This window comes from Myxococcus sp. SDU36, assembly GCF_030168875.1.
In the GTDB taxonomy this organism is placed as follows: domain Bacteria; phylum Myxococcota; class Myxococcia; order Myxococcales; family Myxococcaceae; genus Myxococcus; species Myxococcus vastator.
This window is the reverse complement of the sequence record NZ_CP077414.1, coordinates 7829051-7843088: the sequence shown is the minus strand read 5'-3', so window position 1 is coordinate 7843088 and position 14038 is coordinate 7829051. Positions and strand designations below refer to the sequence as shown.

10 protein-coding genes are annotated in these 14038 nt (G+C 70.9%); all 10 read right to left on the bottom strand.

The genetic code is table 11. The annotated features are described in order from the left end of the window. Window positions 1-9: 9 nt before the first annotated feature. On the bottom strand, window positions 10-1398 hold the full coding sequence (gene hutF / locus KGD87_RS31985) for a formimidoylglutamate deiminase (protein ID WP_284664737.1): 1389 nt from the start codon (window positions 1396-1398) through the stop codon (window positions 10-12). A 67-nt stretch (window positions 1399-1465) separates the two neighbouring features. Further along, entirely contained in the window at window positions 1466-2950 is a 1485-nt protein-coding gene (locus KGD87_RS31980; protein ID WP_284664736.1) for a TraB/GumN family protein, read from the bottom strand. A gap of 77 nt (window positions 2951-3027) precedes the next feature. Further along, entirely contained in the window at window positions 3028-3513 is a 486-nt protein-coding gene (locus KGD87_RS31975; protein WP_163781447.1) for a DUF2383 domain-containing protein, read from the bottom strand. 121 nt (window positions 3514-3634) lie between these two features. Continuing rightward, the gene (locus tag KGD87_RS31970) at window positions 3635-3946 is read right to left on the bottom strand and encodes a PQ-loop repeat-containing protein (RefSeq protein WP_284664735.1); all 312 of its coding nucleotides are present in this window, start codon (window positions 3944-3946) and stop codon (window positions 3635-3637) included. An 81-nt stretch (window positions 3947-4027) separates the two neighbouring features. Beyond that, complete coding sequence (locus KGD87_RS31965) at window positions 4028-4438, bottom strand: hypothetical protein (protein WP_284664734.1); 411 nt, start codon at window positions 4436-4438, stop codon at window positions 4028-4030. A gap of 76 nt (window positions 4439-4514) precedes the next feature. Further along, window positions 4515-8252, bottom strand: coding sequence for an FG-GAP-like repeat-containing protein (locus KGD87_RS31960; RefSeq protein WP_284664733.1), 3738 nt, complete (start codon window positions 8250-8252; stop codon window positions 4515-4517). 32 nt (window positions 8253-8284) lie between these two features. Beyond that, entirely contained in the window at window positions 8285-9814 is a 1530-nt protein-coding gene (locus KGD87_RS31955; protein WP_284664732.1) for a hypothetical protein, read from the bottom strand. 14 nt (window positions 9815-9828) lie between these two features. After that, window positions 9829-11259: a DUF1501 domain-containing protein gene (locus KGD87_RS31950; protein WP_284664731.1), complete on the bottom strand. Its 1431-nt coding sequence runs from the start codon at window positions 11257-11259 to the stop codon at window positions 9829-9831. Between the two features lie 17 nt (window positions 11260-11276). After that, window positions 11277-11936, bottom strand: coding sequence for a hypothetical protein (locus KGD87_RS31945; protein ID WP_284664730.1), 660 nt, complete (start codon window positions 11934-11936; stop codon window positions 11277-11279). After that, a complete protein-coding gene (locus KGD87_RS31940; protein WP_284664729.1) occupies window positions 11936-13960 on the bottom strand; it encodes a DUF1585 domain-containing protein in 2025 nt (674 codons plus the stop codon). Before KGD87_RS31940 ends, KGD87_RS31945 begins: the two co-directional genes overlap by 1 nt. Between the last annotated feature and the right edge of the window lie 78 nt (window positions 13961-14038).

Here is a 14038-nt window from a genome sequence, read left to right as displayed (position 1 = left end):
AACTGCCGCTCAGGCGTACAGCGCGCGAGACAACACCTGGAACGCGCGGCCGCTCTCCTCCGCGAGCGCATGCCGGCCTTCACGGACGACCTCGCGTCCGCCCACCACCACGTCACGCACCGCCGCCTTCTCCGCGCCCAATACGACGGCGGGCAGCAGCGACGCCGGCAAGGCGCCCACGAGCGAAGGATGGTTCAGGTCCACCGTGAAGAAGTCCGCGGGCGCGCCGGCCTCCAGGACGCCGGTGGCGAGCCCCAGGCTCCGCGCACCGTCCACGGTGGCCATACCCAGCAGCCGCGCCGCCAGTCCATCCATGGCGCCGCCGCCCGGGTCCAGCACGGCGCGCCGCAGCCGCGCCAGCCGCAGGTGCCCTTCCAGTTGCCGGGCCTCGTCCAGCAGGTCCACCGTGGCCTGACTGTCCGAGCCCAGGCTGATGCGCGCGCCCGCCTTCACCAGCGCATCCGCGGGCACGATGCCGTCTCCCAGGTTCCGCTCCGTGGAAGGACACGCGCACACCGTGGCCTCGGCCCGCCCCAGCAGCGACACCTCCGCGTCCGTCAGGTGGACGCCGTGCACCGCCGTGAAGCCGGGCCCCAGCAGGCCCAGGTCCGCCAGCAACTCCACGGGCCTGCGGCCATGCTCCGCCAGACAGGCCTCGATTTCCTTCGGCTGCTCCGCCACGTGCATGTGGACGGGCAGGCGCCGCACGGACGAGCCCGCGAGCGCCGCCAGCCACTCCCGCGTCACGGCGCGCACGCTGTGCGGTGCGAGCCCCACGCTGACCGCCGCGTCGGAGCGCACCTCGCGGGCCAGGGCCTCGACCGAGCAGAGGAACGACTCCACGTCCGGGTCGATGAAGCGACGCTGCCGCGGATTCGCCGCCACGCCGAAGCCCGCTCGGGCGTATCCCACGCGCAGCAGGCAGATGCGCAGCCCCACGTCCCGCGCGGCGCGAATCACCGCGTTCGCCAGCGCGTTGCGGTCCGCATACGGCGTCCCGTCGGCCTGATGGTGGACGTAGTGAAACTCCCCCACCGTGGTGATGCCCGCGAGCGCCATCTCCACGAAGGCCTGTCGCGAGGCGACGTAGAGGTCCTCGGGGCTCAGTGACTCGGCGGCGCGGTACATCGCCTCGCGCCAGCTCCAGAAGTCGTCCGCCTCCCGGCCCGATGCCACGTACTCCGTGCGTCCGCGGATGAGCCGCTGGAACGCGTGGGAGTGTCCGTTGACGAGCCCCGGCAGCAAGGCCCTTCCCGGCAGCGCGACGGTGCGCGCGCCAACGGGCACGGAGTCCGGGGCCATGACGCGGCCGTCGGCGCTCACCGCGAGGCCGCGCCCTTCGAGAAACCGGCCGCCCGTGTAGAGGAGCTCCGGCTGATAGACGGTGATGTCGCTCACGCCGGCAACTTACGCCAGCGCCACATGGCGCGCAGCAGCCGCCGCGCGCCACGTGGAATGCCAGACGTCAGTGGAACGCGAGCGTCGGAGTCCGGTCTTCCACCGGAGCACCGGAGTTGTCGCCCGCGCCCGGCCGTCCCAGCCCCTTGTGCACCGCGGGCGCGGAAGCGTTCACCGGCCCCACGTAGAAGACGCCGTGGTAGCCGTCATCGTTCGTTCCGCCCCAGGTGTGCAGGAAGAAGCGGTCGCCGTTGTCACGGCCCTTCGCCTCGCGGATGCCGCAGTCCAGCCGGTCCTTCACGCCCTTGCTGTCCACCGCGCAAATCCACGCCGACCCGCTGTTGTACGCCATGTCCAGCGCCACCACGCTGTCGAGTTCGTCCTTCAAGAGCAGCCCCATGGGCCTGAAGGACTTGTCCCATGGCAGGCCCTTCTTCGTGCGCGAGTGGATGTTGCCCGACAGGATGACGTGGAAGCGCCCCGGGCCCGACTCCACCTGGTGCCGGACCGTGGCCGCCATCGCGTCCTCGCGCGCCTGCCCCTGGGACTTCGGGTGGTCGAAGACGAAGATGTCCACGTCCAGCCCACGCGAGCGGAGCTGGCGCAGCTGCTCCAGCATGTTCGCCACCGCCTCGCTGCTGCGGCCATCCGGGTACGGGCTGCGCCAGAACGGCGCCTCCATCAGCTTCAGCCAGTCATCCTCCGTCCCCGCGCTGTCCAGGAAGGTGTCCACCCGCGTCTGGCTCTCCAGCGGCAGCTCCAGCCCCACCGTCACTGGCGTGCCGGCCACCGCCGTCTGGCAGGACGCCTGCGCGATGAAGCGCGGCACCTCCTGCGTGCCGTGCATCTCCCCCAGCAGCAGCACCCCGCCCGGCTTCACCTGCTTGCCCAGTCCCAGAATCGGCAGGCCGCATTCGAAGTCCGTGGCCGCCGCGCCCCCCTGCGCGTTGGGCGCCATCGCCACCTTCACCGGCTTGGGCGCGTTCTCCTCCTTCATCAGCGTGGGGGAGATGGCGCGGAACACCCGCCACTCCATGACGAGGTCCCGCGAGCCCTGCCCCGACTCCGCGAAGAAGGAGTTCTCCCCCACCGGCGCGTCCAGGTACTCCTCGAAGTCTTCGGGAGAGAGTCCCGGAACAGCGACATCGCCCCCCGCGTCGCCAGCGATTCGGGACACACCCCAGTCCAGCTCACGGCCCGGCGGGGCCAGCGCCTTGTTGCGGCTCTTGGTGATGCGGATGATCCACAGCTTGCTCTGGGTCGGGGACTCGCGCTTGCCCATCACCATGTAGCGGTGGAAGAAGCCGGACACCTTCGAGCCGCCGAACTCCTGGCGCCAGTCCGTCTCCAGCACCATGCTGCCCCGGTCCTCGCGGAAGGGCAACCGGGCCTCCGTGAAGTACTTGCGAACCTCCGGCCACATCTCCTCTACAGGCCGTTCGTAGATGGCCTCCCCGTCCGGGATGAAGAGGTCGCTATAGGTGCTGGACTGATGGGCACAGCCCGTCATCAGGCCCACCAACACAACCGCCGCGTAGACCACCGAGCGCATTTGTCCCGTCTCCTCGTCAAGCCCCAGCGGAGCGTAAACGAGGACCGCTCCCCGGCATATCGGCCCGGCAGGGCGGCTCAGGCGGGGGCTTCGGAGCCTTCCTCGGCGGCGGCGCGTGCCCGCTCCCAGGGGCGCGTCCGGACGGCGGCACGAATCCACATCACGTGGCGCCGCTCGTCCTCCCGGTGCTTTTCGATCAGCGCCCGGACCTCGGGACGCCAGTCGAAGCGCAGGGCCACGTCGTAGGCGCGGTTGGAGAACTCCTCGTTGCCGAGCATGGCCACCAACGCGGCCTCGGTGCCCATCATGCTGGACACCGCCGTCAGGCCCACCATCGCCGTTCCCTTGAGGTCCAGGCGCAGCTCCAGCGGCGTCCCGCCGGCCTCGTGGATGAGGGCGTTCAGGTCCTGGACGTGCCGGACGTGGTCAATGCGGAATCCGTTGAGCCGCTCGCGGACCAACGGCTCCGGAATCCGTGCCAGGGCCGCGTCATAGGCACCCACGGCATCCGCGTCGAGCTGAGCCAGGCTGCGCAGCCGGGCCACTTCCGATTTGTCGGCCATGTCGAACTCCTGCGCTAAGGGGCTCGGGCAATGTGAGAAGGCTGTTCCCGCAAACCAACCCACCTCCTGGACGCGCTGTCCGCCCGCCCCTGGGGCAGGCGGACAGCCAGGGCCCAGGTCCTCAGGCATGCGCGGCGCCAGAGGGAGCGCGCGGCTGCGACGCGTGCTTCCGGCGCGCGGCCCGGCGGTGCTTGAGGACAATCACGGCCCCCAGCACCGCGCTCACGAGCATCAGCGCGTTCGTCACCACGAAGACCCAGTTGCCGACCTTCCAACTGTAGAGGGTGAACCCCATGGAGGCCGTCATCTGCCCGACGAAGAGCCACTTGGACACCCCCTCGCTCGAGCCTGACTTCCACTGCTTGTGGACCTGGACGCCAATGGTCAACAGCAGGACGAATGAGCTGAACCACCCCAGGGCTTCGGCCCCCATGCACCCTCCTGGCCACAGACGATGTGCATGCGCCCTGTCGTGTGCAGCACGCCCGTCACCCCAGCGGACCGCCCACCGCGCTCAGCCCGTCCGCGCCGCCGCCTCGCGGTGTCGCGCAATCCAGGCCCGCGCCTCCTCGGCCGAGTCCACGTAGGCCGTGTCGAGCCGCGTCCCGCCGCTCAGCATGGCCCCCACCATGAGGCTCTTGGTGGTGGCCTTCTGCTCTATCGCCGCGCCGATGTAGACGACTCCCAGGAACCAGCCCGCCTTCGCGTGGTCCACCAGGTAGCGGCGTGACTCCGGACTGAGGTGCGAGCCGGTGATGTCCGCGGCCAGGTAGAAGCGCTGCGCGTCCGCCAGCTCCCGGTACACGCCACACGACCAGACCGACGTCTCCAGGGTGATGGCGCCCCGGAAGCGCGCCCAGAGGATGTCCGGCGCTTCGAACGACGCTTGCTGCTCGCCGTGACGCCACTCCCGCTTCAGCCTCATGGGCCTCCCACGCTGAGACAGGCGCCAGGATAGCCCCAGCCTCAGCGTGGACCCAACAGCCTCCCGGTGCGGACCGTCAGAAGCCGAGCGGCAACACGAAGGCCGTGCCGTTCTGCGTCCCCGACCGGTAGCTGCGCGGCGCGCCGATGACGAGCATGGGCGGCGAGCTGCCACTGCCCGGCATCATCGACAGGGCCTGCCCCAACGCCGACCGCTCCGAGCCATCTCCCACCACCATGAGGAACGGTGAAAGCGCGCCCTGCTGGCCAACCCCGCCAGCATAGAGAAACACCGCGCCGCCGCCGTCGGAGGCCTCGGAGGCCCCTGGCGCGCTCACCAGCAGGTCGGGGATGTTGTCGCCCGTGAGGTCCGTGCCGCCCACCAGCCGCGCGCCGAAGTTCACCGCGCGGTGGCGATGGACCAGGACAACGGGGTTGAGCCCGTCGCCCAGCGCGCCCACCACCAGCGGCGAGCCCGTGGACTGGAGCGCCTGCATCCTGTTCACCAGCACCGCCTTGTCGAAGAGCAGCACCACCGGCTGCGTCACGCCGTTGAAGGGCACGCTGGTGGCGCTGATGGCCACGAAGTCGCGCGTGTCCCCCAGGAAACGGCCCGCGCGCGTCATGCTCAGGCCCAGGCCCATGTTGGTGAGCTGCACCTCGCTGTCACCGGCGATGCGCCACACGGTGGCCGTCCTGCGCCCACCGCAGCGCGAACCGCTCGCGTCGAAGCCCAGCAGGATGGACACGCCCGACCGGGAACCTTCCGCGTAGCGCCAGGCCAGCTCGTCACAGCCGTCGCCGTTGAGGTCGCCCAGCGACGTCGGCGCGGACGTTTGAATGTCCATGGACGGCATCGTGTAGACGGACTCACACACCATGCTCAGCTTCGCCAGCGACGTGTCCTCGGGCGCGCGGCCCAGGAACACCTCCATGCCGTCATTGCGCAGCAGGCCCACGTCCTCGCGGCCATCGCCGTTCAAGTCGAACCCGCCCACCACGCCGCGCCCCAGGCCGGTGCGCCGGCACCTGGCGTCCGTCTCCGGCTCGCAGCCCTGGATTTGATACGTCGCGAAGAGCCGGTACGCCGGCTTGAACGTCCCGTCCGCCTGCCCCAGAGAGACCAGGGCGCCGCCCACTGACTGGGTGCCGCTGGTGACACACGCGGCGGGCACCGACATGTACGTGTTGTTGAGCTCGTTGTTCGAGCTCGTGGTGCCCGTGCCCGGCACGTAGAAGTTGGAGGCGCCCACCACCAGGTCCGGACGCCCGTCGCCATTGAAGTCGGAGAAGGCCACGTCCACGCCCACGTTGCGGCCCGCCTGGTGCGGCGAGGGCAGCCCCTCCTCCACCACGGTGGCCCGCGCGGGCGCCATCACGTCGTGCACATAGGCACGGCCAATGGCCAGGGCGTTGCCGTCATTGCTGGTGCCAGGGCCGGACCAGCCCGGCGCGCCCGTGAGCACCAGCGGACGGCCCTGCGGGCCCTGCGCAATCGCCACCGCCTCACCGAAGCGCTCCACGCTCGGCTTCGCCGGCACCCGGACGCTGGTGCGCGTCCACTCCGTCACCGACGCGCCCTGACGGTGGTACAGCTCCACGCTGCCGGTGAAGGCCCCCTGCTCCGACGAGGACCGGCCCGCGAAGGCCACCAGCGACGGGTTCGCCGCGGAGCCCCAGGTCGCCAGGCCCGAGCCCAGCGTGTCCGACACCGCCGTCCCGTTGATGACCGTCAGCGGCCGGTTGAGGACGCTGCCCTGCGTGAGCGCTGCCAGGGGATAGACGAGAATCTTGCCGCTCCAGCGCAGCGTGCCGCTCCCCACCCCCGAAGGCGCGGACGAATAGGGCGCGCCCAGGAGCAGCTCCAGTCCCGGCTCGCCGTCCACGTCCATCACCGCCCAGCTCCGGCCCGCGTTGATGCCGCTGGCCTCGCCGTAGATGCGGGCGAAGGCCGCCTCGCGCGTCACCTGGGGCGGCCGGTTGGCGGGCTCGCCCGTGGCGGAGTAGCCCGTCAAATCGAACAGCAGCGCGCCGCCTGAATCACCGCCGGACTGCAGGCCGCCGCTCGAGCGCAGGTCCGGCGAGTCCGCCCGGTCCGCCACCGCCAGCAGCAGCAGGGGCCGCGTGCCTTCAGCGGGGATGACGCCCAGCCGCCATGTGCCCTCGTTGCTGTCCGCCGTGTTGGCCGGCAGCACGTACACGTCCGGCGAGGCCCGGAAGCGAGCGCCCTCGGCGCGCGCGAGGAAGACGGAGATGGCCATCTGCGCGCCCGACACCGCCCCGGCCGCGTTGTACCGGGACACCCGGCTCAGCGCCGCCAGGTCCTCCAGGCCGTCCCCGTTGAGGTCGCCCGTCACCAGCGCCCGGCCCAGCTCGGTGTTGCTGCGCGACACCAGGGCGCCGTCCTGCGTCAAATCCCAGCCGCCCAGCCGCACCGTGGGGAGGTCCGGCACCGGCGAGCCCCGCGTCGACGCGTAGATGTCCACCGTGCCGCGGTTGCGGATGGCGTTGGTGGGCGCCAGGTCGCCCAGCGGCGAGCCCACCACCACGTCCAGGTCGCCGTCGCCCTCGAAGTCCGCGACGGCCATGCCCGAGCCGAACGCCGCGTTGCGGAGCAGGCCGGTGAGCTGTTGGCGCAGCGGCGCCGGCGCCCCACTTCGGAAGGTGTAGAGGTACACCGCGCCGGCGTTGGTGACGGCCACGTCCGCGCCCGGCGAGGACACCAGCAGCTCCGCGCGCCCGTCCCCATCCAGGTCGCCCGCGGCCAGCGCGTCACCGAACTGCGCCGTCTCCGTGGCGCCGGTGAGCACCCACGTGGGCTCCGCCGGCAGGCCGCCGCCGCCGCCCTTGAAGATGAACACGGCGCCGCCCGTGGGCTCGTTCAGGTCGCTCTCGCGCCGCCCCACCGCCAGGTCCAGGTGGCCGTCACCGTCGAAGTCCGCCGTCACCAGGGTGGCCACGTCGGACAGGCGGCCGTGCGGCAGTCCCGGCCGCGTCAGCTCGTCCAGCACGCGCACCGACACCCGCGCCGTATCCCCGGTAAAGGGGTCCGCCGCGTTGAGCACCGCCACGCCGGTGGCGCCGGGCCCGAAGGTCAGCCGGCCGCCCGCCAGCGTCCCGGGACCTGACTCCTTCGTCCAGTTCACCCGGTCGCTGCCGCCGCGCGTGGCCAGCGGCACGGACGAACCCGAGGGCACGGCGAGGAAGGCCGGCGCGCCGGTCAGCCGGGCGTTGGCGCGGACCTCGTACTGGAGCACCGCCTCGTCACCCGACTGGGTGTCGCGTACGGTGATGACGTCCAGGCCCTCGCGCGTGCCGGCCGTGTAGAGGCCACCCGGCGTCAGCGTGGCGCCGGAGCCGTCGGCCGACAGCAGGTACATGGCCGAGCCCAGCACGCCGTCCGTCGCCACCTGGAAGGAGGTGCCCGGCCGCAGCTCCGCGCGCACGGGCGCGACGTTGAACGTCGCCGTCACGTTGACCTGCGTGGTGGCACTCACGCCCGGACAGCGCGCGTCCTCCACCACCAGCGTGTCCGAGCCCGGCGTGCGCCCCGCCAGGAAGCGGCTGCCCACCAGCTCACCCGAAGAGCCTCCCGGCTCCAGCAGGTACGTGTAATGACCGCTGCCGCCGGTGGCCACCAGGGCCACGGGGCTCGACACGCGCACGCGCGCGGGCTCCGCGGTGAGCGTCAGCGCGGCCAGGCCCGTGCACAGGTCCGTCTGGTGAGGGTCCGCCACGCGGGCGGGCGCAGGCTCATCCGAGCAGGCCGCGGCAAGGAGCGCGAGGAGGGGGGCCGCGCGGGTCAGTCGGGTCATGTCAGGTACCTCGGGGGAGACTGCGCGTTGCTTCAGGGCCTGGCGCCAGAGGAGGCCCAGCGCTGGATGCGGGAGATGAGCTCGGGGTCCATGGGACCGTCGGCGGGCATCCGCTGGTCTCTCACGGCGTCGGTGATGATGGGCGCGTTGGCCCGCCACAGCTCATAGCTGTCGAGCGAGCGCGCCGCGCTGGAGCTGTTGTGGCAGTTGCGGCACCGCGCCTCGTGGATGGGGCGGATGTCCTTGTCCCAGCTCAGCGGCCCCGAGGCCAGGGGCGCGTAGTCGAATGGCACCGCGCGCCGCGCCTCCGAACCATCCGCGTAGCGCGCCACCACCGACAGGACGTAGCGGCCGGCCTCCAGCGACGCGAAGGAGTAGGCGCGGTGCGTCCCGTCGGCCTCCAGGCCTCCCAGGCTGTAGTCCGGCCCCTCCGTGGGAATCTGCGCGTTGCCCAGCATGTAGACGACGCGCTCGGGCGCTCCGCCCGGCGGCATCACCGCGCGCACCACCAGGCCGTCATTCACCAGTTGCATGCCCTGGTAGAGCCCCCGGAGGCGCGGCACCAGCACGGGGCTCAGCGCGGCGGACACCCCGCCCTGCTGCACCCACACGCTGCCGCTCTCGTCCGCGGCGAGGAACTGGAAGTCCCCGGCACCGGCGTCCGTGGCCGCGCGCCAGACGTCCGCGTCCGCGTCGTACTGGAGCAGCGAGCCGCCCGTCTTCGCCCACAGGAAGCGGCCCGAGGCGATCAGCTGCTGCGGCTGCTGCGGCAGCTCCACGCGGCGCCAGCCGTCCTTGCCCCGGCGCAGCAGGGCCTGGTTGGTGAGCGCCCACAGCTCACCGGCGGTGCCCACCGCGGGCCCGATGCCCGCCAGCGCCTGCAGCGACTCACCCTCCGCCAGGGGCGCGCTCGTCGTGTGCACCCGGTAGTTCGTGGTGCTGAGGGCCACCGCGACGCTCAGCCCGCCTTCATGCAGGAACCACACGCCGGGCAGGTTCTCCGGTGAGGGCGCCGCCGCCAGCGAGGTGATGGCCTTCACCGACGCGCCGTCCACCTTCAGCTCCGCCAGCGTGCCTACCTGCAGGCGGAACAGGCCGCGCGTGTGCGCCAGCCACACCGCGCCGTCCGCGGACTGCGCGGTGGCGATGACGCCCTGCCCCAGCGCGTCCCGCCAGGGCGGCGCGATGAGCCACCCCGACTCCGCCATGAAGAGCCCGTTCTGCGTCTCCACCAGGGCGCTGTGGGGCCCCAGCCGGAACACGCCGAGCGTGCCGCCCGCCGCCACCTCATTGCCCGGGTGCGGCTCCAGCGCCCCGTACGTGCCGTCCAGCCGCAGCCGGACGAGCTCGCGCGAGGCGGTGGCGAAGACGCCCCCGCCCGACTGGTCCGCGAAGCCAGGGACGGGCGCCAGGGCCGTGATGGCTGGGACCTGGACCGGCTGGAAGGGCACCGGCTCGGGCTTGTCGAGCGGAAGCGAACGGTCCTCCCCGCATGCCCCCAAGACGACGAGCGAGAGCAGGGAGAGGACGGCGGAGGCGGAAGCCCGCGGATGGATGCGCATGCGAAGTGGACGGCTCAGGCGAGGATGGGACGCAGCGGTTCGACGCGGGTGATGCTGTAGTCCAGCCCCGCGGACGCCAGCACCGTGGCGATGACGTGCTCGGGGAGGATGTTCTCGCCGTTCGGGTCCGACGCGCCGTTGCGCAGGTCGAAGGTGCCCGGCGCCATGCCAATGTCGCCGCTGCGGCCGAACACGAAGTTGTGCTTGATGCCGGCCCCCATCAGCAGCGCGGAGTTGCTCAGGTGGTGGTCACGGCCACCGGCGCTGTTGATGAGCGGCGTGCGGGAGAACTCGGAGAACACCATGATGGTGGTGTGGTCCATGAAGGTGCCACCCGCGGGATGGTCGCTCTCACGCAGGTCCTTCACCAGCATGGCCAGGGCGTCGAAGCCGCGCCGCTGGTTGTTGGCGTGCGTGAGCTGGCTGCCGAAGTGGGTGTCCAGGCCGCCCGTGAGGTTGATGGTGACACACTGGGCAATGCCCTTCTTCAGCGCGGTGGCCACCGTGGCGGCACGGCCGCGCTCGCCGTTCACATCGTTGATGTTGGTCAGGTTGTACTTCGACCGGATGGCCGCCATCTCCGGGCCATGCGGCTGGTTGGCCGCGGCGAGGAAGTCGAACGACTTGTCCAGTCCCTGGGACTGGATGAGCCGCATCTGCTCCTGGCTGTTGGCGTAGGTGGTGCCCACCCCACGCGCGCCATAGGCCGCCTGCTCGCAGTTGACGGGCTGACCGCGGAAGTCGAGCAGCTGCTTCTCGATTTCGCTGTCCAGCATGTCCGTGCTGCCCTTCAGCGTCAGGAGCAGGTCGTCCCGGCGGCTGACGCGCAGCGCGTTGGCGTAGCCGCCGTACCGGTCGTTGTACGACTCCACGTTGTAGGAGATGGAGGCGATGGGCACGCGCGGCTTCATCTGCCCCACGATTTCAGTCGCCGTGGAGGAGCCACGCGCCGCGCTGCCGATGGGCATCTTCCCGGTGAGGAAGTAGCGGTAGCCCACCTCGTGGCCCAGCGTGTTCATGTTGATGCCGCGCACCACGGTCATCAAGTCGTAGTGCCTGGCCAGCTCGTTGCCCACCGCGGGCCCGAAGTCGATGTTCGACCGGCCCACGCCCGAAAGCTCGGCGGGGATGAGCGGCCGGGACTCGAAGCGGGCGTCGTTGATCTGGTCGTAGCCCGGGAGGATTTTCGTCTCCGAGGCCCGGTCCGCGGTGAACTCGGTCGGGTCCCGCGGGTCGAAGGCCAACAGCTGGTCCCATCCCCCGCTGAAGTAGACGAAGACGAAGCAGCGGTCCGCTGGCGCCAGCTCCGCCGCCTGGGCGAAGGCGCGGAAGGGCAGCCCCCCCAGCAGGGTGGAGCCCATGAAGCCGGCGGTGGCCTTGAGGAAGGTGCGGCGCCCGTGGGCGCAGCCCTGGGAGCAATTCTCGTCGTGGCGGTTCTTCTTCATCGCAATCACTCCGAGCGTCAGTAGGTGATGAAGCGCGGGTCCGTCAGCATGGCGATACACACCACGGCCAACGTCTCATGGCGCTTGGAAGAGGCCAGGGTCTGCACCCGGGCCGCGGCCTGGGTGAAGAAGGACGTCCACTTCGTGAGCTCTTCGCCCGCCAGCGGCGCGCCCCAGAAGCGGGTGGACATGTAGACGAGCTGCGCGCGCACCTCCGCGTCGGTCAGCTTCGTCAAATCATCCCACTTCTCCGGCAGCAGCCGCCCCATGGAGCGGGCCGCCGGGTCCGTCATGCGCAGCTCCGCGGACGCCTGGCTGAGGCACACCTTGCGCGCGCCGTCTTCCAGGAACTTGGCGAACACCAGGTTGGGCTCGGTGTTCTCGCTCACCACCAGGGCGTAGTCCGCGCGCCCCATGGACGTGGCGCGCGAGTCCAGCTCGCTCCAGCGCTGGCCCACCGCCCCGACGATGGCGGCGTCCAGCTGGGCCACGGTGAGGCGGCGCGGGGCGCGGCCCACGCTGCCGTCCTGGACCTCCGGGTCCGGCAGCGGCGTGAAGTCGCCGGGCTGATGCGGGTTGGGGATGGGCTCGATGATGCCGTCCGCGGACTGCGTGTCATCCTTCGTGCAACCGGTGGCCAGCGCGAGCAGCGCGGCCGTCAAGACGAAGCGGCGCATCAGTCAATCCTCCGGTAGGCGTCGGACGTCACCACGCGCTCGATGAGCGCCTTGAGGCGGTGGCCGCTGCGCGCGAAGTCCTGCGCGAAGGGCACCAGGTACATGCGCTGCTCCTCCGCCGTCATCGGGCGGCCGAGGAACTCCGTCCACACGCGCCGCACCGTGCAGCGCTCCAAATCCCCGGACTGGAGCATCTTCTGCACCAGCAGCGCGGGGCCGGCCTCGATGTTCTGCTCCTCGTCCGCCGTGCGGTACAGGTACGTCTTGAGCATGCCCAGGCTGCTGGCGCCGTCACCGTCGTACGCCTGCATGATGTACTGGCTGCACTCGCCGCCGCAGTTGGTGTCGCCGTTGAGGGCGCAGTCGCGGCACTTCGGGTCGTAGCGGGGGAACTGGTCGGGCGCCAGGAACTGCGCGGAGCGCTCCGCGTAGCGGCCCCAGTGCGCGCCCGTGGGCTCAATGGTGGCGTGGCAGTAGTTGCAGCCGCAGCGCACCGCCAGGTTGTTCTCGCGGTTGCACGCGTCCTCCGGCGCGGGAGACGAGGCCCCCGTCGGCGGCGCGAACGTCTTGCAGAGGAAGGCTTCGTAGAAGTGGCTCACCCGCGCGCGGTGCGTGGGGAAGCGGTAGAGGTAGGACGGCGTGGTGAGCACGCCCGCGTGCCCCTCGTCACGCGTGTACTCCGTCCACGCCTCCGTGTCGTTGTAGGCCACCACCGGCACGGCGCCCGGCGCGGCCGGCGTCGTCACGTTGAAGACGCCCACGCCCTGCTGGTTGCGGAAGTATGCGGACAGGGTGCCGTTCACGAACGAGCGGCGCGTGGTGAGGATGTTGAAGTAGGGCTCGTCGCGCTGCACCACCGATTCGGCGATGCGCAGCGGCTCGTCGTTGAAGGCGGCCACGCGCAGGCTGTGCACGTCCCGGATGTCCTGCGCGGCGATGGCGGGCACCTCGCAGCGGCGCATGCCCACGCCGCAGCCGCAGCTGCGGTCGGCGGAGAAGCGGGACGTCTCACAGGACGCCATGTTCCAGGGGTTGTGGGTGCGCTCCTGCGCGTCGATGGCGCACACCTTGACGCTCTCCGGCGTCTTGTCCGTGGCCCAGTAGGGCGCCGCCTTGTTCACGAAGCCCTCGCGCAGCACACAGCCGCGCTGCACCCCGTAGTTGCCCTTGAGGCCGTTGCGCAGCTCCAGGTCCAGCGTGCAGCGCTTCAGCTCGGTGAGCGCCGGCCTGGAGTCTGGGTCCGGGTGCCGGAACGCACGGATCTTGGTCCCATCCATCTCCTCCACCGTCAGCGCCCTGGTCGTGTTCTTGCCAGGGTCCGGCATGCAGATGAAGGCCCCGGCGCTGCTGCCCGAGCCGCGCTGGTCACAGAAGAAGAGGTACTTGTGCTGCGGGTGGCTGGTGCTCAGCAGGTCCGAGCACTTCGCCGTCCCCCCCGTCGTGGTCGGCGCGAGCGGCGTGCACGCGTAGTAGTTCGTGTCGTAGTCGTAGCTGACCGCCAGCGGCACGCCCTCGTCGTCGTGGCACTTCGTCCGGGGCTGCGCGGTGAGCGGCGCCGCGTGCGCGTCCGGCTGCGCCGCCGTGAGGCACTGGTCCTGCGCGATGTCGGAGTTACACGTCGCGCCATTCGCGCCGCGCAGCGTCGTGGCGGGATTGCCAGCCACGCCATAGGCGGTGGTGATGCCGTTACCCGTCATCCGCGAGTTCTGGTTGTTGTTGAGGCTCCCGGAGAGGTTCGAGCGCAGCAACGAGCGGTGATAGTGGCGGATGCGCGCGTTGAACTCGTCCTTCGTCATCATCGCGCGGATGTCTTCCACGCTGATGGAGCCCTTGGCCTGGGCCGCCTGGTACTCCTCATAGGTGGGGGGGCGGCCGAGCAGGTCCAGCGACAGCTGACGGAGGTGCCGTTCCAGGGGCACCTTCGCGACGACTGGTGAACAGACAGCCTCCTCTTGAGCGGAGGCTGGCGGGGCCAGCAGCAAGGCGGCACCAGCCAAGCAGGCAAGGTAACGCACACGGAGCACGGGGGACCTCCGGAAGGGGGGTCGGGGGGGACCGCTCTCAGTATGCAGGAATTACCGTTTCAAGATCCAGTAACGCCT

Excerpts from the sequence above, each read along its gene's own strand:
- KGD87_RS31980 (WP_284664736.1), bottom strand. The coding sequence starts at position 2,950 with ATGCGCTCGGTGGTCTACGCGGCGGTTGTGTTGGTGGGCCTGATGACG.
- KGD87_RS31975 (WP_163781447.1), bottom strand. The coding sequence starts at position 3,513 with ATGGCCGACAAATCGGAAGTGGCCCGGCTGCGCAGCCTGGCTCAGCTC.
- KGD87_RS31970 (WP_284664735.1), bottom strand. The coding sequence starts at position 3,946 with ATGGGGGCCGAAGCCCTGGGGTGGTTCAGCTCATTCGTCCTGCTGTTG.
- KGD87_RS31965 (WP_284664734.1), bottom strand. The coding sequence starts at position 4,438 with ATGAGGCTGAAGCGGGAGTGGCGTCACGGCGAGCAGCAAGCGTCGTTC.
- KGD87_RS31960 (WP_284664733.1), bottom strand. The coding sequence starts at position 8,252 with ATGACCCGACTGACCCGCGCGGCCCCCCTCCTCGCGCTCCTTGCCGCG.
- KGD87_RS31955 (WP_284664732.1), bottom strand. The coding sequence starts at position 9,814 with ATGCGCATCCATCCGCGGGCTTCCGCCTCCGCCGTCCTCTCCCTGCTC.
- KGD87_RS31950 (WP_284664731.1), bottom strand. The coding sequence starts at position 11,259 with ATGAAGAAGAACCGCCACGACGAGAATTGCTCCCAGGGCTGCGCCCAC.
- KGD87_RS31945 (WP_284664730.1), bottom strand. The coding sequence starts at position 11,936 with ATGCGCCGCTTCGTCTTGACGGCCGCGCTGCTCGCGCTGGCCACCGGT.